This is a genomic window from Trichocoleus sp. FACHB-46 (genome assembly GCF_014695385.1).
Taxonomy (GTDB): domain Bacteria; phylum Cyanobacteriota; class Cyanobacteriia; order FACHB-46; family FACHB-46; genus Trichocoleus.
Genome location: NZ_JACJOD010000076.1, coordinates 60,605 through 80,780 on the forward strand (window position 1 = coordinate 60,605; position 20,176 = coordinate 80,780).

Below are 20,176 nucleotides of genomic sequence, written 5' to 3' on the forward strand. Positions count from 1 at the left end.
CCCAGTACTCCTGCTCTAACAGCTAGTTAAAGGAAGCATGGAAGTGGTGATGTCATTAGTGGACATTGGGGTTAATCTGACCAACGCTGCCTTCGATCACGATCGCCCACTCGTCATTGAACGAGCGATCGCCGCAGGAGTTGGCACTATGATCCTCACAGGCACTACTGTAGATACCAGCCAGGCAGCTCAAGTTTTAGCCAGGCACTATCCAGGCACTTTGTACTCAACCGCAGGGGTGCATCCTCATGATGTGCGCCACTGTGATGCAGCCACCGCTAGCCACTTACGAGAGCTAAGCATTCATCCGGAAGTGGTTGCGATCGGTGAATGCGGGCTGGACTATAACCGTGATTATTCACCTCGTCCCGAGCAGGAATACTGGTTTGAGGCCCAACTTCAACTCGCTTGCGAACTAAAGTTACCCCTCTTTCTCCATGAACGAGATGCCCATCAACGCTTCTTGGAAATTCTCCAGCCGTACCGTAGCCAATTAACCGCAGCTGTAGTGCATTGTTTCACGGGCAACGCGGAAGAACTAAAAGCTTATCTAGACTGGGATTTACACATTGGTATCACTGGCTGGCTCTGTGATGAGCGGCGGGGTTTACATCTGCAAGAGTTAGTAGCCCAAATTCCCTTAGATCGATTGATGCTAGAAACAGATGCACCTTACTTAACCCCTAGAACGCTGCGCCCTAAGCCCAAGGGGGGACGGAATGAGCCTGCCTTTCTACCCCAGGTTTTGCAGACTGTAGCCAGCGCGATCGCCAAACCCGTTGAGGAAGTCGCTCAAGCTACTACGGCAACCGCTTACCAATTTTTCCAGCTACCACCTGACAAAAATAATTCCGGTTAGCCGTTTCTTACCCTAGGGCGTGACTTTGCTGATGTAAAGGAATCTCAATGACAAATTGGGTGCCTTGTCCCGGAATGGAGATACAATCCAGCGAGCCACCGTGATTCTCTGTGATAATTTGGTAGCTAATAGACATGCCCATGCCCGTTCCCTTGCCCACTGGTTTGGTTGTGAAGAAGGGATCAAAGATTCGCTGCTTTACTTCTGGTGGCATACCTGGACCATTGTCAGAGATCTTGATCAACACTCGATTGTTGCGGTTGAGGTGGGTGCTGATGTGGATATGCCTCGGTGACGCTACCAACTCTTGTCCGCTGGCTCGATTGTTTTGCTCCAAAGCATCGATCGCATTCGTTAGTACATTCATAAACACTTGGTTGAGCTGCCCTGCGTAGCACTCCACCAACGGCAAGTTGCCATATTCTTTAGTCACAGCGATCGCGGGGTGTTCTGGCTTAGCTTTGAGGCGATTCTCCAAAATAATCAAGGTACTATCAATTCCTTGGTGGATGTCAACCGCTTTAAATTCGGCTTCATCCAGGCGAGAGAAGTTGCGGAGCGAAAGCACAATCTGTCGAATCCGCTCGGCCCCCATCTGCATAGAAGACATCAACTTGGGTAAATCTGCCCTGAGAAACTCTAGATCCATTGCCTCTGCCTCAACCGCGATCGCAGCAACTGGCTGAGGATAGTGCTCTTGATACAAACTAATCAGGTTCAGTAGCTCCTGAGTGTAATCATGAGCAGGAGCCAGATTGCCATAGATAAAATTGACGGGATTGTTGATCTCATGCGCCACACCTGCCACCAGTTGTCCAAGACTCGACATCTTCTCGCTTTGAATCAACCGTGACTGAGTTTGTTGCAGTTCTTGCAAAGCACTTTCCAAATCTTGAGTTTGCTGACGCAATGTTGCAATCACCTGTTGCAGCTGATTAGTTCGTTCCTCCACTTGCTGTTCTAGATTGCGATTATTTTCAGCTAGCAAGTTTTCTGTGGTTTGGAGGGCGGCATTTTTGGCCTCTAGTTCTTGGGTATAGGCTTCTAGGGTTTGCAACAAGCTGCGGTTTTCATCAAAAATCCGAGAAATTCTCTCAAACCAAGGTTGCCAACTTCTAGGGATATCTAATTTTTTAGAGATAGATGCTTGACCAGATCCTTGGCTGGCAGTTTCAATATGTTCTACCAATTTGCGAGCAGGCTCAATGAAATCTCGGCGTGTCAGATGACTTGCAGCTACGAGAATTAAACCTAGTCCAGGGAGAAGCACTAGAAATAGCCAACTCGTCCCAGACAAAGCCTTCAAGACGATCGCTTGCTGAGGTATCCAGAGAACTAACTGCCAGGGAGCGTTGGTTAAGGGATGATGCAAAACTAAGTAGGAATCAACAGCATTAACTTGGTCTGCTGGAGCTTGTAAGATTTGCTTTAATTGGCTTTGGAGCTTGGGTGGCAATGCCACTTGAGCTGGTTTCACGTCCTTATCTGTAGAGCTGACTAAATAGGGGTGAGCCAACAACTGATCGTATTGGTTAATTACAAATAAATTTGCTTGGCGATCGCGCTGAGTTTCCGCGTTTTTAATAAAATCGTTCAGGACATCTAAGGTGAAATCTAAAGCGACGGTTCCGAGAAAAGTATCTTTGTCGTAGATAGGCTCGGCAACTGTCACCATCAAACCTTTACCCGCTGTATCTGTATAAGCACGGGTCCAAAAACGCTGACGTTGGGGATTATTTTCGGGTAATCCTAGCTTGTAAAAATCTTGGTTGTAATCACTCTCCACAAACAAATGATTTTTGCTGGACACCCAAGGATAAAGACTCTGAAACTTATTTTTCGACAGGTAATACACCCAAGCCAGATTGGGTATATTTTTTTTGGATGATTGAAAAAGAGCATTGAGCGCGATCGCCATCTCCACATCTCGCTTGACCTCTGGTGACATCTGCTCTAGCGAGCCTTTGCCGCTCAAGCCTGCTACCATCTCCTCGGTAAAAGGAAGCTGGATACGATCCAGAGCGTAGTGGTCTTTACCGGGCAAATTTTCTAGTTGAGAAAAGAGTTTGGAAGATGGCTCACCTAGAGCATGAGTTGCTAGATGGAATTCTGCCTCGGTGTTCAGGGCACTAATATGGTCAGAGGCCCCTTTAACCATATAGTTGAGGCTTGATGCTTCTTCTAAAAACTTGGTTTGCAACTGTGCAACTTCATTCTGATAACGAGAACGAAATTGTAAGTAAAATAGCCCGCATGAGACGACAGTGACTAACGAAAAGGTAGCCAGGATAATCCGGTTATATCCTCCGAAGAAATTCGCGCTCGGATGCTTGACTCGGATACTCTGCGGCATAGGTTAAAGTCACTACTTTCATACATTAGCCTGCCCATTTGCAGAGTACTAATATTTGCAGTGAGATAACTTCAGCCATTTCATTTAACAAACTAAGTAATCTAAGCAACTAAACCAACAGTTGGATTGGCGCTACGCCTTGGCGTAACTGATGCTGGCGTTTGACCCAAGAGTATCGCACCAAGGGGCCGAGAAAAGGTGCAAACTGGCTAGCTCCCCAACGCAGAAATGCACTATGTTCTAGGAGATCGGCTTGGGCCGCTTCTTGGCGCTGAAGTTGCTGCACTCGGATAATTTCTGGTTCGCGATCCGCCTGAATTCTTGGCAACGCTGCGTCAATAGCTGCGGGTAATGCCCCTTGCTGTAGTAACGGCACCAGATGATTTGCAGTCACTAGGACATCACGCAAAGCCATGTTGATGCCTTGGGCGCGAATCGGAGACATAGGATGAGCTGCATCCCCCAGGAGCAATAGCCCTGGAACAGACCATCGAGGGCAGCGTCCCGCGACCACCAACAGTAGAATCGGGCCTTCTAAGGTAGCGGCGTTTTGGCGAAAATGCTCAGCCAGCCAATCTGGAGAAGTGGCGGCTAGTCGCTCAGCCCAATTTACCTGCTGCCAATCTTTTGCTTCAGATGGACGCAAAGCCCAGCCCACCTGAAGCTCGCCTTCAGAACTACGAAATAAACCTAAAGCATCACGATCTTGCAAAATCGAGTAAAAAACATTTTCGGACTTAAATCGAGGATGATCGGGCAGCTTGAACCAAAGAATATCAAAACTTTGAGACTGTTGTTCCAAGGCTAAGCGTGATCGCTGACGAACAACAGAATTGCGACCATCCGTGCCAATCACCAAGTCTGCACTTAGCTCCCGACCATCGCTAAGCTTGATCCCTGCCACTCGTTGCTCATGCCACAACAAGTCTTGCACCGGAGTTCCCTGTACCAGCTCAAAGCCAGAATAAGCCCTTGCTTGCTCAATGAGCGCCTCTAGCAAAGCCGTTTGCGAAACTAGGGTGCAAGGTTTACCACCCGGTTCGATCGGTTCTGCAACTCGAAACAGAGATCGCTGGTTGAGCCAAAATTCCCAGGCATCCAAAGCGCGGTGAGGAATGCGATCGAGCAGAGCGGATAAGCCCATTTGCTCTAGGGCATCCAACCCGCTCGGCATCAGCCCCTCACCCCGAAAAGTGCGGCGAAAGGTGGGAGAAGCTTCCACGAGCTGGACTGAGATACCCCGTTGCCCTAAAAGGAGAGCAAGTGCTGCCCCCGCTGGCCCCGCCCCTACAATTACCACTTGAGTCATGACTGAGAAGCGTTGATGGAACTTTGTAGCCTCATCTTCTCATGCAGCACAGCCCTGAAACCTAACCCCCAGCCTCTTTCCTCAAGGAAAGGGGAGTCAGATTCATAGAATTTATTTACAGCTTATTTACAGCCAATGGGTAGCTCGATTGGCTTGATGCCTAGAAACCAATAATCGGCTTGTTGCTTCAGCTGTTGCCAAACGTGTCCGAGGGGGTGGCTTTGCGGTTCTTGCAGCCAGAACAACGGCAATAACGCCACCAATCGCAGTCCACTAGAAACCACAAACAATTCTGTAATGCCATTGGAGCCTGCGGATTGGGCTAGCCAACCGCCAACCATTGCTCCCATTGCGCCACAGACTCCACCGATCGCGGCAGTGATGGCAAAGTAGGTGGTGTGATGACGTACTGGGGCGATCGCTAACTGCAAATTATTAATGCAGAGGTCGATCGCGGCTCCTGCCCCACCTCCCAGCAGGTGTAGCAAGGGAAACCAAAACCAGAGTGACACTGCATTGGTGCTAGTACCTAACCAAAGCAGAGGAATAATGGCAACTAACACTCCATCTAGCAAAAGAATCGGACGATTCCCAATGCGATCGGCCAACTTCCCCCAAAGCACCAGCATTAGTAACGTTGCTCCTGCACCCAGCCCGTTGTAGAGCGTTACCCAGCTCACGTCTATGGATAGGTTATCCAGCAAATACAGGTTAAAGAAAGGATTGCAGAGATTTACCCCAAAGGCCCACACCCCAAAGTAGAGCAAAAACATCAAGAAATGAGGATGCTTAAACATGCTGGTATGAACCGCTTCCGAGCCAGAGAAGGCAGCAGTGGCATCAGCAGTAGGCTTTGATTTAGGTTCTGGAGCAGTCAAGCGAGCTTGTGGGTTGACATCGGTCATCCGCGACTGACAAGCTAAGCTGATCAGCCCCGCCACAATACCCACCAGCATGAACACACCAAAGCCTTGAATGCTGCCCCCCGGAAAGTGCGAGACCGCCAGACCCAACAACGGCATGGCCACCAAGCTCGTCAGGCTAAAGGCACTGTTACGAAAGCCAAAGTAGCGCCCCCGTAGCTGTCGAGGCACCAATACCGCTAACCAAGCTAGCCAAGAGGCACTGCCAAGCGCACCTAACACGTGAGTCGCTAGCAACGCAGCCAGCGTGGCAATGATCATCGTCTGGTTGCTGGTAGAGTTGGCATTAAAAACCAGAATCGCGATCGCCAGCGGCAACCACAGCAAACGAGAAATTCCGTAGACACAGAGGCCATACCACCGACGGCTAGAGGTGCGATCGGCCCAATAGGCACCTAAGGGTTGCAGCAAGTTTGCCACCATCGGGATCGAGGCCAGCATGCCAATTTGCACCGTGCTGGCATCTAGCTCTACAAGAAAATTACTGAGTAACACACCTCCAGTGATGTTGCTGAAGAGCGTGGCAAACACCCCATCCCAGGTAGAAGCCCGGAGGCTAGAACGAATCGCAGCTTTAGGAACTTTCGCAGCAACTTCTGCTGCCAAAGGCTGAGACAAAGAAGTTTCTACAGCGGCGATCGATTCTGAAATCACTTCGCCTAGAGAAAAGATGGTTTCCTCAGTTAAATAATTCGTCACCCAGTTTCATCCTTAGAGCTGTCGGCCTAGATCGGTCAGGGGAAGCATTCAACGCTTGCAATCCCCAGTGTTCCCAGGATGATGGGCCGAAAGATAAATCCAGGCTGACTGTAGATTTCTATGGTGGCTCAGGCGATGGGTAGCCATCAATGTTAGGAGACTAAAACATGGTTAGTAGCAAGCAAAGAATTTTGTCATAATTAATACAGAAATAAAATCGTTCATCTCCACCTGTTTTGAGGTGTGCTCGACTGAAATCTAAGTGAGATTTAAGTAGGAGACGGAAGTAGGGTTTAGCCCGAAGGAACGCGCTTCATTTTGTTAGGCCAATTGGATGGAGCGTTGCTATGAAAAGTCAGTGGCAAAATTATCGAGATTTGGAATTAATTGCTAATCCGAGATCCCAACAGCAACCCCAACATTTACCCTTTAGCGATCGCCTGGATCGCATTTGGCGATCGCTGATAGACGCTGGGATTAAAGCATTCTCCGAGCAGCAACAAACAGAGCACTTGGATCGATGCTGGTCATTGGCTGCTCCTCAGGGACAGCCTACTAACCCCTTTAATATTTGCCGTTTGCTCTGGCTCAACATTAGACAAGTTTTAACTAATTCACGGATCACTTCTGAAGAGCCAGAGATACAAGAAATCAGCGATCGCGACGGGTCTTATGGGTGGTCGGTTATTAATCCCCGAACAGGCCAGAAGACCTACCTGCAATCTGAGGATGAAGTGCGAGTTTGGTTAGAGGAACGCTTCTACCGCTAATTCTACCCACACTCAAAATCCGCCCAGACCTAACCCAGGCTGGACGGATAGAGAGGAGAATTAGTTAGGTCCAATAAAGGATTTGAGCTTTGGGAAAGCGCTGAGTAAGCTCCCGCTCGAAAAACTGGCGGAGAGCCTTCATTGTATCTGAGTCGTAGACGTACTTGATGCCACCAAATTTATTGCGCTTGACACTGCGAGTGGATTCGTCTAGATCTAGCTTGCTTTGGGGATACCACTGCTGCAACACCTCTTTAGAGCCAGGAGTGAAGCGGTGAGAGATCAGCTCAAACGTCAAGTCACAGTCAAAATCTAGAGCTGCACTGATGTCATCGAGTAGTTGGGTGTAATGCTGCTGCCAATCCTCGATCGGCATAATCGGAGCGATTACCAAACCAATCGGATAACCACCGCCACCCTGCCCCCGTGGCAAGGCCAATCGTCGCAAGGCACCCAACCGAGCCTGTACTGAAACCGTACCCCCCTCAAAGCGACCCGAAACAGGTGCTGCATTCACACTGGCTCGACAGCGGGTGTGCCCATTGTGAGGTAAATCTACCAAGCTCTCCACAGCATCGAACTTGGAGACCCAGCGTAGATAGCCATCTGCGCGAGTGCCAAAGTAGCGGATACACTCAGCCAAACTGCCTGTGAGGTGCTCAATTCCTAGCGGATCGGTATAGCAACTAACCTCAAAGCTGGTCGCCTGACCTGCACGTTCGTAAGCAGCCAGATTGTCTAGAATCTGGGGCAAGTTAGCGTAAGCCCGAATTACCGGCGGCCCCTGGAGGCTACCCGCCAAGTAGCAGTACTGACAGTGAGCAGGACAGCCCTCGGCTAAGTGAAACTGCCAATCTGCCGAAGGGGGAATGGGGCTGAGCTTAAATTGGCTCGGCGGTGCTGTCACTACAGCCAAAGTCCGCTTGGCAATGTCATAGGTTTCGCGCTCTGTCTCTCCGCGCAGATTAGTTAAGCGATTACGTGGTAGTTCCTCGACAGGCAAGGTGAGCGATCGCACCCGCTCCAGAATTCGCTGGCCCCACGGCTCCTCTAAAGCTGCTGGTGTGAATAGAACCCGATCTGGCATCCATAAGCGGGTCTTAACATTGCCCAAGCCTGATGAACTTGTAGGAGCAGAAGTAGAGCTAGCAACCGTTGTAGGTAAAGACAAAATCGGTTCTCCACACTGGAACTCTCTCTATTATGATTGGATTCCCACAAGGCGGAAACGTAAATAAGGAGCGGATTTCAACCTGTTTGCAGTAGGGTTTGTACGCTGCGGCAAACCAGACACAACAATGCTTTTAGCGCTTCATTCCTAAAGCCAGGATAAAGGTAGTTTGTCTAGGTGTCATGGGACCGAGAATCAAGCTTCGTTTATGCGCTCTAGCAATTTCTTGCGCCAAACCCAAGCCTAAATCTCCTTTCCACTTTACAAGTCCAAGCAGGCTCAGCCCGATGAAAACGGTCAAGAATTCGATCGCGTAGGGAGATTGTATTTAATAGACCTATTGCTCAATGCGATCGCCATTGATTTGAGAGGACATGGTGAATCAGAAAAAGTCCCTTACGGGTATCGTATCTCAGCAGTTTGCTTAGGCTCCACCGTCCTGATTTTGAAGAACTACAGTCAAACTGCGAACGCAGTCAGAGGCTAGTAAGCGTAAGCTTGGTAAACCTCCGCAGTAGGCTTGGCTTCTAAGGTTTCGACCACCGGATTGAACCGTAACAGATGACGAGCGCGATCCGAAAGCGTTTCTAAAGCTGCGCGAGGTACTTGAATTGAAACCTCAGGTCGGAACAGCCAACAGCGGCTATAACCAATCACCACCATAGGACGGGGTATATCGGTGCGGTTGGGAGTGCCTCGGTGTAATCCTCGCACATCTCGGATCATCACATCCCCCAAGTTCAAAGTAATGGGTTCTAGCTCGACTTCTCCCGATTCTAAGCAGCGAAGCCCTTCTTCCTTAGTAAGCAGATGAGTTCCCCGTGCCACTTCAAATGGTCCATTTTCCAGGGTGACATCGACGAGAGGAAAGTTGATGGCTAGTTGAAAGGGAGGAGTTTCCTGAGCCATCTCTGGAAACAAGGGGGGTGCATCTCGATGAATGGCTTGATAGTCTGACCCGAGCATGGGGGTATCGGTTGCCAACTGACACATCACCACATCTTCCCCCACTAGCCCTGCCGCGATCGCCAAGATCGTGTCATCTTCGTAAATGCTGGGGTCAGCAAAAGGAGCTTGAAACGGGAGGGTGACATAGTAGCGAGCAGCCCCTCGATTTTGCAAATCTCCTTCGCGGGCAATGTGTTCTTCCAGCAAGGGAGTAAAGGCTTGATGCCAGCTTCTCAACGTATCTGGAGAAAAGTGCTGCCGCAGGATGCAAAAGCCGTCCTGGAGAACGGCTTGAGTCAATGCCTGAATGTCTTGTTGGCTAGTGTGTTCCTGGTTATGAAGGGCTGTCATAGAGATTTCGATCGCAGACAAAAACTTCTCGATCTTAAGCAGCCCTCATTTTTTCGCCATTAAGAGTTATAAATTGTAGCTATGAGCACCAAGTTAGAGCGACCTAGTTCATCCGCCGTTGCGATCGCTGCAAGGATAGTTACTTGAACAGCGGAATCACCCAGGCAGCCATCAAGCTGAGCAGGATCGCCATTTCTAGCCCAGCTAGCGGGTGGGAAAATGAGAGCCAGTGCAACCAGGCACCTTGGCGAACCCCAAACCACCACTGCGACAGGTGGCTAGCCCACAGTTCCGGGCTATCTGGCTCCCGAAACTTCCAGTGGAGCATGGACCGCAGTAGGGGCACTCCACCTACTTTGGCATTCATCAACAGGTGCAGCGCGATCGCCATTACCATGATTACCCAGGCGATTAAGTGAGCATAGTACCAAGCATGATTTAATTCCCCTTTGGGCAACCAGGTTTCATCCATCATCTTGCCGCTGAAAAGGGCGAACGTTAAAGCCAAGAGGGCAAAGGTATTGCTCAAACGATTTAAGGTATACCAACCAATGGGTTTACCGATTTGAGCTAACTTGGCAAAGGAGTCGAGTTGAACGAGTCGCTGCTGCCCGCGATGAAAGGCGTAAAGCACAAACGCCGGGAATACCAACAAGGTATATAACCCAAAGGTGCCATGTATCCCTTCAATCTCTCGGTAGGAGGGTAACGGAAGTCTTCCCCAGCGGCCATCATAGGTGTTGTAAGTCCAGAAGGCTGTTAGGATTGCAACCACGAGAAATAGGCCCGTGAGGCCATGTAACAAGCGCAGGAGCAGAGGTTGATAAGGTTGAGTCGATTTCATAGAGAGCCAGGAGTAGCGAGTCGACTGGTAGCACTAATCTAGACCCGCAAGGATGAGTAGACGCAAGCCAGCCCAGCAATGTGGGCAATCCGCACGGTCTGAATTGCTTTGTGCAAGCACAGGCAGATGCTGACGAGCGGGCACTCTCCAAGATAAAGAGTGGTCAGAAGCGATCGCCCTAGTATGGTACATTTTCCCACAATTCGATGGGTTAGGGCTTAATACAACCTCCCAGTACTGCTTGATCAAGGGCGCTGAAGCAGCCTTGAGCGTCGAGGAACGCTCCCTGTATGAAATTTTCGGTTCCCCGAACGATATGAAACTCGCTTTTTCAAAGCGAACGGGACCGCAAGATACTCCGTCTCCTGATAGAAAAACTAGGTAGCATTCCCTTCCAAACCACTGCTGAACCACTCTACCTGTTCCCGCAACACAGGGCGCTGCAATACCACCTTTGCCGCTAATGCGTAGGTCGTCACTGCTCGCTCGTGGCCACTCGTCTCATACCCCTCAACATCAACCTCTTGGACATAAAAAGGCTGAACTATTTCCCATCGGCAGAGTTCTCCCAGGTCAACTGGAATTCGCATCACGGCCTGCGCATTGGGATAAGCCCACAGTTGCTCGCCGATTACAGTTGGCTCAATCAATGTCTTGCTTAGTTCCTGAAGCGAGCGATCGCAAGGAGTATTGTGCTCATCTGCCCAGACTCGCAAAATTTGATTGGCTTGCTCAATCACGGAGATTGCAGGTCCAGCCCCAGACTGCCGCAACGCAAGCTGGATATCGAAACAAGGCAGAGGGATCAAAAAATCGGGCTCATCGCTCTCGCAAGTATAGTTGCCTGAATATTTCTCATCTACAGTTGCAGAAAAGACTCCTGGTAGCTCTTGAAACCGTTGCAGTAAGTCAAGCATCATTAACCTTGAGGCAATCCAATTTTATAGAGTGTCAATCCGGTGAACAGAGGCGATCGCGCTACAACTTCCCATGGACGCATTGGGAGGATGGCACTTCAGGGAGAGACACAAAGGAGGATATCAATGCTGACTAGAGAGGAGAACGGGCAGAGACAGGCACTCCTCGCATCAGCGCAGCCCAAAGTTGAAACGTCCGTCGCAGTGTTCGCGTCATCCCGAGGGCTTGCTGAACCGCCAGTGGTGCATGGTCTAAACACTCCTCCAGTTGGGTCACAGCCGCAGGTGGTGTTTGTTGCCGAGTCACCCAATCCTCAAAGTCAATCGGCAACCGCCACTGTTGGAGCACCTCAAAATTCATCCCAACTGAAGCGATCGCGTTGTGCCATTGAGAGAGTTGCCACTCCCAGTAGTGAGAGGGATCGCGCAACTGTTCAATGCGGTTGATGAAGTGAGCCAACTCATAATCTTCGGGCGAAATCACATCCACGGCTAAAAACTGCCCATCGGGCTTTAGGACTCGGTGAATTTCTGCCAAGGCAGGTTCGAGTGCCGAGAAGTGATGGGCGACAAAGCGGCAGGTAACTAAATCAAATTGTTGGTTCGCAAACGGGAGGGCGGTGGCGATCGCAGATTGAAATCCAACATTCCTCAGTCCGCGATCGCTCAAATTGCGCTCTGCTTCCGCCAACATGCCAGCGCTGAGATCGATGCCTATTACTTGCTGCACGAAAGGAGCCAAGGCAAAAGCCGTGTGTCCTGCCCCACAGCCCACATCTAGTACCTGCCAATCAGAACTCGGGTGAGCGACTTCCACGAGCCACTGCAAGTCTTGGCCGCGCCTAAACAGCGGTGCTGTACTGTAGGCTGAGGCCGTCCGGTCAAACTGTTGCCGCGTGACTTCTTCTTGGTTCATCGTGCAGAGAGGGCTGAGAGGTTTTTCAGCTATTTTGCCATTTGTTCGATTCACACCCCGACGTTAAAGGAGCTAGTAAGCCTTTAGTAGGAGGATGTTGCGAGGATAGACCTTGCGATCGCCGCCCAGATTTGAGTCAGATCAAAGTGGCGTAATTACCAAGGTAATACTTCTCCATTGGCGTGCCAGAACGTGCCTGTGTTCTCCAGCGTTAACTGATCAATTCGAGTTAATAACCCCTGCACAGACTCCTTCGGTGTGATGCCACTGGACGTAAAATTCGTCATGCGGGTTTGCACCAGGCCAGGATGCAGAATCGCTACAGCAATGCCACGAGGTTTGAGGTCGTGAGCCAGGGATTTGCCTGCCATCGACAACGCCACCTTTGACATGCGGTAGCCATAGGAACTGCCTGAGGTGTTGTCCGCGATCGAACCCATGCGGCTGGTCATCAACACAATCTTGGAACCCCCTTGCAGGTGCGGTAGCAGTGCCTGTGTGACTCGGAGAGGTCCTAGCGCATTCACCTCGAACTGTTCTCGGATGCTGTCGAAGTCGAGGTTGTCCAACGTTACGCGCTGAATGATGCCCGCATTGTGAATCAAAACATCGATGACTCCGTCACCCAGGCACTTTGGTAACTCTGCCACAGAAGCGTCTGAGGTAATGTCAATGCCCGCCTCCACTTGCACCCCAAGCTGCTGTAATGCCTCAGAGGTGCTGCGACAGACGGCAATGACGCGATCGCCGCGAGCCTGCAGTTGCCGACAGTACTCGTAACCAATGCCTCGATTTGCCCCTGTGACGAGATAAGTTGCCATGTGCACTCCGAGCGCTTTGAAAGAGTATAGTAGCCAGTGCAGCCTGTGACTAGGAGTGGTTCTGCGATGTCTGAGCGTCCCTATGATGTCATCCTCTATGGTGCCAGTGGTTTTGTCGGCAAACAGACCGTGCAATACTTTGTTCGCCATGCCCCACCTTTGCGATGGGCGATCGCGGGGAGAAACCGCCAGAAGCTGGAAGCCGTTCGTGCTGAAGTCGGTGCCACCGTCGATGTGCTCGTTGCCGACGGTCAGGACGAAGCGGCGATCGCGGACATGGTTGCTCAAACCCGAGTGCTCTTGACCACGGCTGGCCCCTTTGCCCTCTATGGCAATGCCATCGTGGATGCCTGCGTTCGCTTCAGAACGCACTACGTCGATATTACGGGAGAAACACCTTGGGTTAGAACCTTGATCGATCGCTACCAAGCTCAAGCCGCTGCTGATGGCACTCGCATCATTCCTTGTTGTGGCTTTGATTCCGTGCCATCAGACTTGGGGAACTACCTCGTGGTGCGGCACCTACAACGAGAACTAGGAGTTCCTTGTCAGCAGGTGCATGCCTATTTCCAGGTGTCTGGGGGGTTGAATGGGGGGACGCTGGCCTCAGCTTTCCATCTTTATGATTCCGCCGGGGCCGCTCAGATGAATGATCCCTTCCTGCTGAATCCTCTCAACCCTTCCTCTCCCCCTCCCGCTCAGGCTGAACGCCATCGTGACCCCCAAACCCCCTCCTTTGCTGCCGACCTCAACACTTGGGTCGCTCCCTTCGTCATGGGACCTGTCAATACCCGCATTGTCCGTCGCAGCGCGGCTCTCTACGAGGAGTGGCAAGACTCCTACGGACCTGACTTCACCTATCAGGAGTACCTCAAGTTCGATGAACCGCTGTCGTGGCTGAAGGCAACGAGTGTCACTGCTGGCTTGGCTCTGTTTACAGGCATTACGCAACAACCTCCACTCAGATCGCTGCTGCAACCGCTCTTACCGCAACCAGGTGATGGACCGTCTGAGCAAACGATGAATGAGGGGTGGTTCTCCTGTGAACTGGTGGGCACTGCGACAAATGGTCGCCAGGTGCGAGGACTGATCCGAGACCAAGGAGACCCAGGCAATCGAGCCACAGTCAAGTTTGTCTGTGAATCAGCTCTGGGTTTGGCTCTGCAAACCGATAAATTACCGGGTGGTCCGACGCGAGGCGGAATTCTGACGCCTGCAACTGGGTTAGGCAAGGTGCTGATAGAACGCTTACGCCAAACTGGGATGACCCTAGCCATAAGCCCGTGATTCTAAAGGCCAGGCTTGGGCGTAGGGCATTGGACTGAAGTATGGCCACGCAGGAATATCCTCACTCGGCAAGAATTTCGATGTGATAGCTGTATCCCTGCTCAGCCAGAAACAACTGGCGATGACGAGCAAACTCTTCTTCACAGGTACGTAAGGAAACCAGCGTGTAAAATTGGGCGCTGCGACCATCCGACTTGGGACGCAAGACTCGACCGAGCCGCTGGGCTTCTTCCTGCCGGGAGCCGTACTTGCCAGACACCTGAATTAGCACATCGGCATCAGGTAAATCGAGCGCAAAGTTGCCGACTGGAGACAAAATCAGCCCGGAGATTTCACCGGATCGGAACTGCTGGTAGCGGCGATCGCGTTCTGCTTGGGGTGTTTTGCCTGTCACGAGCGGTAGCCTGGTTAATGTAGCGATCTGCTTCAGTTGCTCCAAAAATTCCCCAATGATCAAGATGCAATGGCCGTGCTCCTTCTGTAGCAGCGATCGCACCACTTCATGCTTACACGGATTTTCTGCGGCAATCCGAAACTGGTGGCGCTTGTCAGCAACTGCATATTCCATCTGTCGGGCTGTGGTTTGAGAAATGCGAATCTCGGTGCATTTCGCTGCCGCAATGAAGCCTTGACCTTCAAGTTCGCGCCAGGGCACATCGTAGCGTTTGGGGCCAATCAGGGCGAAAACATCTCCTTCTTTGCCATCTTCACGAATCAGGGTGGCGGTCAGTCCGAGACGGTGGCGGGTCTGCAGTTCAGCTGTAATGCGGAAGATGGGGGCGGGCAACAGATGCACTTCGTCATAGATAATCAACCCCCACGATCGCGCGTTAAACAGTTGAAAGTGCGGAAACTCCCCGTCTTTGCTGGCGCGATAGCTCGGGATTTGGTACGTCGCTAACGTGATCGGAGCCGTCTGTTTTGATTCCCCACTGTACTCGGCGATCGCATCTGGAGGTAATGTCGTTTTATCCAGTAGTTCGCGCTGCCACTGGCGAACGGAGGTGAGGCTGCTGGTGAGAATCAGCGTATTTTCCTGCACCTGGGCGAGCGCAGCGATTTGACCTGCATCCGTTCCATCACATGGCTGACAAGCTCGGCTTTGCGTGTCGGAATTTTACCACCTGGCAACAGTTGCGCTAGTGCTTTTAGCTGATCGACGGTTTGATGATTGAGGGCTTCGAGCAGTGTGGGAATTTTCTCAGGCTGGCTGTAGTAGGGCATAACACTATCCCTGCTAAACTCCATCAGCATAAGCCCATCAGCATAAGCGCTTGTGGGGCAAGTTGATGAACGGCCTGATTACTGATGCAGCATGATTACTAATGCAGCAGCGACTCAGACCATTCTTGCCAAAGTTTAGCGGATTAAAGTGCGATCGCGCTCTACTTCTGCGGTAAACTCGCTCTCATTCAATTTGCCCTCCTCACCTGTAATGAGGCGAGCTCCACCTTTGCGAGTAAAGTAGTGCCAAAACCATTGGATCATCACGATCATCTTGTTATCAAACTCGATCAAATAGTAGATGTGGACAAAGACCCAAATCAGCCAAGCTGGGAACCCTGAGATTTTCAACCAACCAAAGTTGGCCACAGCGGCATTATGACCAATCACCGCCAAGCTACCCGCGTCTGAATAGCGGAAGGGAGGCAAATCTTCTCCTTGCAAGCGACGTTGGAGCAACTTAGCGACATAAGCGCCTTCATGCATCGCTACTGGAGCAACGCCTGGTAGCGGCTTATCATCTTGATGGGCGTAATGTGCCAGATCCCCGACGACAAAAATGTCAGGTTCTCCCGGCAAACTTAAGTCAGGATTGACGATGACTCGGCCCACGCGATCGAGTTCTGCACCTGCCCGCTCCGCTAGCACGGTGCCCATCTTAGAAGCACGAACGCCTGCTGCCCAAAGCACCGTTTTGGTCGGGATTTGCCGAGTTTGCTCACCTTGGCGAACGGTTACGGCATCTGTGGTAATATTTGTCACCAAGGTTTGGGTTTCAACCACAACACCCAAATCTTCGAGCGATCGCGCAGCCTTCGCTGAAAGGTCGGGTGGATAAGGTGGGAGCACGCGATCGACACCTTCGAGCAATAAGATCCGAGTCTCCTTCGTATCAATGCTGCGAAAATCATCCTTCAGTGCCGTATAAGCCAAATCTGCCAAGGCTCCTGCCAACTCTACTCCCGTTGGCCCGCCACCAACCACCACAAAGGTTAACCAAGCTCGCCGTTTCTCGGGATCTGTTTCTTTTTCAGCGGCTTCAAAGGCGAGAAAAATCCGTCGGCGCATTTCCAGGGCATCTTCAATGGTTTTGAGACCTGGTGCCACGTCTGCCCATTGTTCGTTCCCAAAGTAATGGTGGCTCACCCCCGTCGCGACAATTAGAGTGTCGTAGGGTAAAGTTCCACTCGATAAAGTCACCTGGTGCTGTTGAGGATCAATGTCTAGCACTTCATCCATCAAAACCTTAACTTGACGATGACGGCTGAGGATAGCTCGTAGGGGGGATGAAATGTCGCCAGGAGAAAGTTTTCCAGTGGCGACTTGGTAAAGCAACGGTTGAAATAAATGGAAGTTACGTTTGTCAATTAGGGTAACATCGAATTGCTGAGAGCGTCCTAGTTCTTTAGCGGCATATAAACCACCAAAGCCACCCCCAACAATGACAATTCTGTGAGTAGGTTGCTGATCATCAGATGGCTTTGAGAGCTTCATAGAGTAATGGATATCGCTGGAACGCTTCTTTGTAGACAACATTAGCTTGTGGCTGGACGACACTTTGTTCTTGCAGCACAATTTTAAGTGCAGTCGTCAAGTTAGGATAGGCACCCACCTCAACCATCGCTAATATTGCAGCTCCATAAGCGGCTCCTTCCTCCTCCTGAAGTGCGATAAGTTCTGGATTAAGACATCCGCTAAAATTTGCCGCCAAACTCGCGATCGCGCCCCTCCTACGTTGGAGATCCGAATCCTTAGCCAATCCTGAGACATAGACAGAAGCCAATCCCAACGGCAGACTCTTTCAGGAGATCAACTCAATAACATGGAAGCGAAATAGTCTCATTGGGAGCGATTCACCATGAAAACTTCAACCATCAATACAGCCCAAGTCCCTGCAGTAGCTCCCGCTTACAACGGTGCCGATCGCAATGCTTGGATCTTTGGCTGGAACCCACAGCAGGAGTTATGGAATGGCCGTTTAGCCATGATTGGTTTCGTTGCTTACTTGCTTTGGGATCTGGGCGGGTACAGCGTACTTCGGGATGTACTTCACCTAGTTCGGTAGTCCTTCACTAAGAACCCAAAGGGCTAGTGATAAGCGGTCTGGGTTGCTCTCGAACCAGGTCTAACGTTTCGATTCCACGTCAAAAACCTTTAAGAACCAAAATACTGTCATGCAAACATCAACTACTTCAGCTTCAGGAATTCGTTATGCGGCCCTTAGTCTGGGTCTACTCTTCTTATTACTGGGCTTGGCTGGATTTTTGCCTGCTTTTGTCTCTCCCTCTGCAAACTTTACCTCCGAACCAGGCTTCGGCTATATATTTGGGGTATTCCCAACTAACTATTTCCATAATGCCATCGGCCTTTTAGTGGGTATTTGGGGAATTGCGGCATCTACAAGTTTAACTGGAGCGATTGTGTTTAATCGCATCTTTGCTCTCCTTTATGCAGCAAGTGTTGTTTTAGGACTGCTTCCTTCTACCAATACTCTATTCGGACTTGCTCCACTTTTTGGCAATAACGTTTGGCTCGATGCCATTACTGCTGCGATCGCTTTCTACTTCGGCTTTGTGAAGTCCGCTGAAGTTGAGGGGCCGAGTGTTTCTAGAACTCAACCTAGCGTATAAGCAGCCCAGCTTTTCCTAATAAACCCAGGGTTTTAATGTAAGTCGTCAGAACCCTGATTGAATAACACACAAGTAGTCTTATCCGGACTACTTTTTTTGTGCTTGCTGAGAATCTCCAGTGAGAACTCCTAGAGCGATCGCCTGGGAGCCCAATTGCCACAGACTTGCTCACAGATTGCCAGTTAACATGAAGTGGCACCTTTTAACTGCAATCTCAGTCTGTACTTACTCTCTTCATCATGGCTGACACCTCTCCACGGCTCCTGAATGGTCCTACTAACCCTTCCCTTTGGCAACGTCGCCTCTGGGGTCTGCGCTTTCTGTTTCGCCCGCTAGAAACCTTAGAAGCTCGCACTCAAGCGTATGGCGATGACTATCGCGTCTCTCCTCCAGACACCAAACCCGCCTTGGTCTATTTCAGCACCCCCGAAGCGCTGGAAGCTATTTTCACCGCCAAACCAGAGCAACTGAGTGCTGGAGGAGGCAATCAGATTCTTAGAGTCCTCCTCGGTAAGCATGGCATTGTCTTGTTGGAAGGCCAAGCTCACCAACGCCAGCGCCAGCTCTTGATGCCTCCCTTTCATGGCGATCGCATGCGCTCCTATGCTCAAATCATTCAGGATATTACTACTCAAGTGAGGAGCCCGTGGAGGGTGGGCACCACATTTGCCGTGCGGCCTGCAATGCAGTCAATTTCTTTGCAGGTGATTCTCAAAGCTGTATTTGGTCTCAACGGCGGGCCACGTTATGACCAGTTGCAGCAAGCGCTGACTCAAATGCTCGATGGTTTTGGTTCTCCCTTCGGAGCGATGTTCCTGTTCTATCCTTTCTTGCAGCAGGACTGGGGAGCCTGGAGCCCTTGGGGACGGTTCTTACGGCTTCGTCAGCAAGTGGATGATCTGCTTTATGCTGAGATATCCGATCGCCGGAGTCAGGCGGAGGTGGGGCGAACGGATATCTTGGCTTTACTCATGGCAGCCCGTGACTCGGAAGGGCAACCGCTGAGCGAGGTCGAACTGCGAGATGAACTGATCACGCTCTTGTTTGCAGGGCACGAAACCACAGCCTCAGCCCTTGCTTGGGCTTTGTACTGGATTGCCTCTTTGCCGGAAGTGCGTAGCAAGCTGCTCGCAGAAATAGAGGGATTGCAACCCAGTCCTGATTCGATGGCGATCGCGCGGTTGCCCTATCTTAGCGCCGTCTGTCAGGAAACCTTGCGGCTCTATCCAATCGCTCTCAGTGCGTTTCCTCGGGTAGTGAAGCAACCGCTGGAGATTGCAGGCTATGCTCTCGAACCCGGTACCTTGGTCATGCCCTCGATTTATCTGGCACATCACCGAGCAGAGGTTTATCCAGAACCGAAGCAGTTTAGACCAGAGCGGTTTTTAGAGCGACAGTTTTCTCCTTACGAGTACTTTCCCTTTGGGGGAGGTGATCGCCGCTGTATTGGAGCGGCCTTTGCCTTGTTTGAGATGAAGTTGGTGTTGTTTGAGTTGGTATCGCATCTAGAGATGGCGATCGTCAACCCTAAACCGATTCGACCGATGCGGCGGGGATTGACGGTTGCTCCTTCTGACCGCTTTCAACTGCGGGTGACTAACATTCGTTGATGAGCGACAGGCTTATGTCGGGCTAAGGAGGGTTGCAACGACCAAGAAACTCTACGTACCAAAGTGGATAAAGGCTGCACGGAAAGCAATAAACCACACTGCAAGCGTGGAAAATAGGTAGAGATAGAACCGAAGCATAATGAGATTGAATGTACAGTGGACAATGCTATGCAATACGCGGAATCCAACAAAAATCCATGCAGCGTTTAAGTACACTGCATCAACTTGCTGTATGACGAAAAGATATAGAACGAGCGCATAGAAAAGTACCGGAATCTCAAATAGATTTTTTAGGTTATCTGATGGACTGGAGACGCTGGGTGGTGAAATCTGCGCCAGTACACCAGGTGCAGCGAGTTCCTTCGGGCGGAGTTTCTGACTATTGATGAAGTTGATCCGACGAACGTACATATACACCCAGACTAGGAGGGTTAAAAACATGGTTGCAAAGAATGGATTGAAGATGGCAGTTTGGGTCATTTTTACTTCTTAAACTCGCTCGTTCTGCTGATCATCAAGCAATGCTGAATTGCTGTTGAGATTA

General features: G+C 50.8%; 20 protein-coding genes and 1 riboswitch. Of the genes, 6 read left to right on the forward strand and 14 right to left on the reverse strand.

All coding sequences use genetic code 11. From position 1 onward, the window contains the following. The first annotated feature begins 49 nt into the window (after positions 1-49). Positions 50-859, forward strand: a complete 810-nt coding sequence (locus tag H6F72_RS27580) for a TatD family hydrolase (protein WP_190442920.1) — start codon at positions 50-52, stop codon at positions 857-859. Positions 860-866: 7 nt separating this feature from the next. Here H6F72_RS27580 and H6F72_RS29900 read toward each other — a convergent pair whose 3' ends face one another. The 3 genes from H6F72_RS29900 to H6F72_RS27595 all read right to left on the reverse strand — a co-directional run bounded on the left by H6F72_RS29900 (position 867) and on the right by H6F72_RS27595 (position 6,143). Continuing rightward, positions 867-3,212 carry an ATP-binding protein gene (locus H6F72_RS29900; RefSeq protein ID WP_199299354.1) on the reverse strand — a complete coding sequence of 782 codons (2,346 nt, stop codon included), beginning with the start codon at positions 3,210-3,212 and terminating at the stop codon, positions 867-869. 109 nt (positions 3,213-3,321) lie between these two features. Further along, positions 3,322-4,521, reverse strand: coding sequence for an FAD-dependent oxidoreductase (locus H6F72_RS27590; RefSeq protein ID WP_190442921.1), 1,200 nt, complete (start codon positions 4,519-4,521; stop codon positions 3,322-3,324). A gap of 122 nt (positions 4,522-4,643) precedes the next feature. Continuing rightward, positions 4,644-6,143: an MFS transporter gene (locus H6F72_RS27595; RefSeq protein WP_199299355.1), complete on the reverse strand. Its 1,500-nt coding sequence runs from the start codon at positions 6,141-6,143 to the stop codon at positions 4,644-4,646. A gap of 216 nt (positions 6,144-6,359) precedes the next feature. Next, a riboswitch (Glutamine riboswitch) is annotated at positions 6,360-6,456 on the forward strand. A 34-nt stretch (positions 6,457-6,490) separates the two neighbouring features. Between H6F72_RS27595 and H6F72_RS27600 the strand changes: the two genes are divergently transcribed. Next, positions 6,491-6,913, forward strand: a complete 423-nt coding sequence (locus H6F72_RS27600; protein ID WP_190442922.1) for a hypothetical protein — start codon at positions 6,491-6,493, stop codon at positions 6,911-6,913. 64 nt (positions 6,914-6,977) lie between these two features. On the opposite strand, the gene H6F72_RS27605 is transcribed toward H6F72_RS27600, so the two are convergent. The 6 genes from H6F72_RS27605 to H6F72_RS27630 all read right to left on the reverse strand — a co-directional run bounded on the left by H6F72_RS27605 (position 6,978) and on the right by H6F72_RS27630 (position 12,881). Further along, a complete protein-coding gene (locus H6F72_RS27605) occupies positions 6,978-8,084 on the reverse strand; it encodes a spore photoproduct lyase family protein (RefSeq protein WP_242017181.1) in 1,107 nt (368 codons plus the stop codon). Between the two features lie 483 nt (positions 8,085-8,567). Further along, positions 8,568-9,383: a phytanoyl-CoA dioxygenase family protein gene (locus H6F72_RS27610; protein ID WP_190442924.1), complete on the reverse strand. Its 816-nt coding sequence runs from the start codon at positions 9,381-9,383 to the stop codon at positions 8,568-8,570. A gap of 139 nt (positions 9,384-9,522) precedes the next feature. Continuing rightward, the gene (locus tag H6F72_RS27615; RefSeq protein ID WP_190442925.1) at positions 9,523-10,227 is read right to left on the reverse strand and encodes a cytochrome b/b6 domain-containing protein; all 705 of its coding nucleotides are present in this window, start codon (positions 10,225-10,227) and stop codon (positions 9,523-9,525) included. 377 nt (positions 10,228-10,604) lie between these two features. Then, the gene (locus H6F72_RS27620) at positions 10,605-11,147 is read right to left on the reverse strand and encodes a hypothetical protein (protein ID WP_190442927.1); all 543 of its coding nucleotides are present in this window, start codon (positions 11,145-11,147) and stop codon (positions 10,605-10,607) included. 130 nt (positions 11,148-11,277) lie between these two features. Then, complete coding sequence (locus tag H6F72_RS27625; protein ID WP_190442928.1) at positions 11,278-12,060, reverse strand: class I SAM-dependent methyltransferase; 783 nt, start codon at positions 12,058-12,060, stop codon at positions 11,278-11,280. 155 nt (positions 12,061-12,215) lie between these two features. Further along, positions 12,216-12,881 carry an SDR family oxidoreductase gene (locus H6F72_RS27630; protein WP_190442931.1) on the reverse strand — a complete coding sequence of 222 codons (666 nt, stop codon included), beginning with the start codon at positions 12,879-12,881 and terminating at the stop codon, positions 12,216-12,218. Between the two features lie 66 nt (positions 12,882-12,947). On the opposite strand from H6F72_RS27630, the gene H6F72_RS27635 reads away from it, so the two are divergent. Further along, positions 12,948-14,168 carry a trans-acting enoyl reductase family protein gene (locus H6F72_RS27635; protein WP_190442933.1) on the forward strand — a complete coding sequence of 407 codons (1,221 nt, stop codon included), beginning with the start codon at positions 12,948-12,950 and terminating at the stop codon, positions 14,166-14,168. Between the two features lie 61 nt (positions 14,169-14,229). Here H6F72_RS27635 and H6F72_RS27640 read toward each other — a convergent pair whose 3' ends face one another. From H6F72_RS27640 to H6F72_RS27655, 4 genes are all read right to left on the reverse strand, one after another. Next, on the reverse strand, positions 14,230-15,210 hold the full coding sequence (locus tag H6F72_RS27640; protein ID WP_370527570.1) for a helicase-related protein: 981 nt from the start codon (positions 15,208-15,210) through the stop codon (positions 14,230-14,232). Next, entirely contained in the window at positions 15,192-15,392 is a 201-nt protein-coding gene (locus tag H6F72_RS27645; protein WP_190442935.1) for a hypothetical protein, read from the reverse strand. The genes H6F72_RS27640 and H6F72_RS27645 overlap by 19 nt, the downstream gene beginning before the upstream one ends. 135 nt (positions 15,393-15,527) lie before the next feature. After that, a complete protein-coding gene (locus tag H6F72_RS27650; protein ID WP_190442937.1) occupies positions 15,528-16,886 on the reverse strand; it encodes an NAD(P)/FAD-dependent oxidoreductase in 1,359 nt (452 codons plus the stop codon). After that, positions 16,864-17,181, reverse strand: a complete 318-nt coding sequence (locus H6F72_RS27655; RefSeq protein ID WP_190442939.1) for a hypothetical protein — start codon at positions 17,179-17,181, stop codon at positions 16,864-16,866. Before H6F72_RS27655 ends, H6F72_RS27650 begins: the two co-directional genes overlap by 23 nt. 69 nt (positions 17,182-17,250) lie before the next feature. Between H6F72_RS27655 and H6F72_RS27660 the strand changes: the two genes are divergently transcribed. The 3 genes from H6F72_RS27660 to H6F72_RS27670 all read left to right on the forward strand — a co-directional run bounded on the left by H6F72_RS27660 (position 17,251) and on the right by H6F72_RS27670 (position 19,632). Next, the gene (locus H6F72_RS27660) at positions 17,251-17,457 is read left to right on the forward strand and encodes a chlorophyll a/b-binding protein (RefSeq protein ID WP_190442941.1); all 207 of its coding nucleotides are present in this window, start codon (positions 17,251-17,253) and stop codon (positions 17,455-17,457) included. A 109-nt stretch (positions 17,458-17,566) separates the two neighbouring features. Beyond that, positions 17,567-18,022 carry a DUF4383 domain-containing protein gene (locus H6F72_RS27665; protein WP_190442943.1) on the forward strand — a complete coding sequence of 152 codons (456 nt, stop codon included), beginning with the start codon at positions 17,567-17,569 and terminating at the stop codon, positions 18,020-18,022. 239 nt (positions 18,023-18,261) lie between these two features. Next, the gene (locus H6F72_RS27670) at positions 18,262-19,632 is read left to right on the forward strand and encodes a cytochrome P450 (protein ID WP_190442946.1); all 1,371 of its coding nucleotides are present in this window, start codon (positions 18,262-18,264) and stop codon (positions 19,630-19,632) included. A 51-nt stretch (positions 19,633-19,683) separates the two neighbouring features. Here the strand turns inward: H6F72_RS27670 and H6F72_RS27675 are convergent, their stop codons facing one another. Beyond that, positions 19,684-20,112: an MAPEG family protein gene (locus H6F72_RS27675; RefSeq protein WP_190442948.1), complete on the reverse strand. Its 429-nt coding sequence runs from the start codon at positions 20,110-20,112 to the stop codon at positions 19,684-19,686. Positions 20,113-20,176: the final 64 nt, after the last annotated feature.

Bases quoted from the DNA above. Each gene is read 5' to 3' on its own strand.
- H6F72_RS27650 (WP_190442937.1), bottom strand. From the start codon at position 16,886: ATGAAGCTCTCAAAGCCATCTGATGATCAGCAACCTACTCACAGAATT.
- H6F72_RS27675 (WP_190442948.1), bottom strand. From the start codon at position 20,112: ATGACCCAAACTGCCATCTTCAATCCATTCTTTGCAACCATGTTTTTA.
- H6F72_RS27665 (WP_190442943.1), top strand. From the start codon at position 17,567: ATGCAAACATCAACTACTTCAGCTTCAGGAATTCGTTATGCGGCCCTT.
- H6F72_RS27635 (WP_190442933.1), top strand. From the start codon at position 12,948: ATGTCTGAGCGTCCCTATGATGTCATCCTCTATGGTGCCAGTGGTTTT.
- H6F72_RS27620 (WP_190442927.1), bottom strand. From the start codon at position 11,147: ATGATGCTTGACTTACTGCAACGGTTTCAAGAGCTACCAGGAGTCTTT.
- H6F72_RS27645 (WP_190442935.1), bottom strand. From the start codon at position 15,392: ATGCCCTACTACAGCCAGCCTGAGAAAATTCCCACACTGCTCGAAGCC.
- H6F72_RS27600 (WP_190442922.1), top strand. From the start codon at position 6,491: ATGAAAAGTCAGTGGCAAAATTATCGAGATTTGGAATTAATTGCTAAT.
- H6F72_RS27580 (WP_190442920.1), top strand. From the start codon at position 50: ATGTCATTAGTGGACATTGGGGTTAATCTGACCAACGCTGCCTTCGAT.
- H6F72_RS29900 (WP_199299354.1), bottom strand. From the start codon at position 3,212: ATGCCGCAGAGTATCCGAGTCAAGCATCCGAGCGCGAATTTCTTCGGA.
- H6F72_RS27590 (WP_190442921.1), bottom strand. From the start codon at position 4,521: ATGACTCAAGTGGTAATTGTAGGGGCGGGGCCAGCGGGGGCAGCACTT.
- H6F72_RS27625 (WP_190442928.1), bottom strand. From the start codon at position 12,060: ATGAACCAAGAAGAAGTCACGCGGCAACAGTTTGACCGGACGGCCTCA.
- H6F72_RS27615 (WP_190442925.1), bottom strand. From the start codon at position 10,227: ATGAAATCGACTCAACCTTATCAACCTCTGCTCCTGCGCTTGTTACAT.
- H6F72_RS27670 (WP_190442946.1), top strand. From the start codon at position 18,262: ATGGCTGACACCTCTCCACGGCTCCTGAATGGTCCTACTAACCCTTCC.
- H6F72_RS27610 (WP_190442924.1), bottom strand. From the start codon at position 9,383: ATGACAGCCCTTCATAACCAGGAACACACTAGCCAACAAGACATTCAG.
- H6F72_RS27660 (WP_190442941.1), top strand. From the start codon at position 17,251: ATGAAAACTTCAACCATCAATACAGCCCAAGTCCCTGCAGTAGCTCCC.
- H6F72_RS27630 (WP_190442931.1), bottom strand. From the start codon at position 12,881: ATGGCAACTTATCTCGTCACAGGGGCAAATCGAGGCATTGGTTACGAG.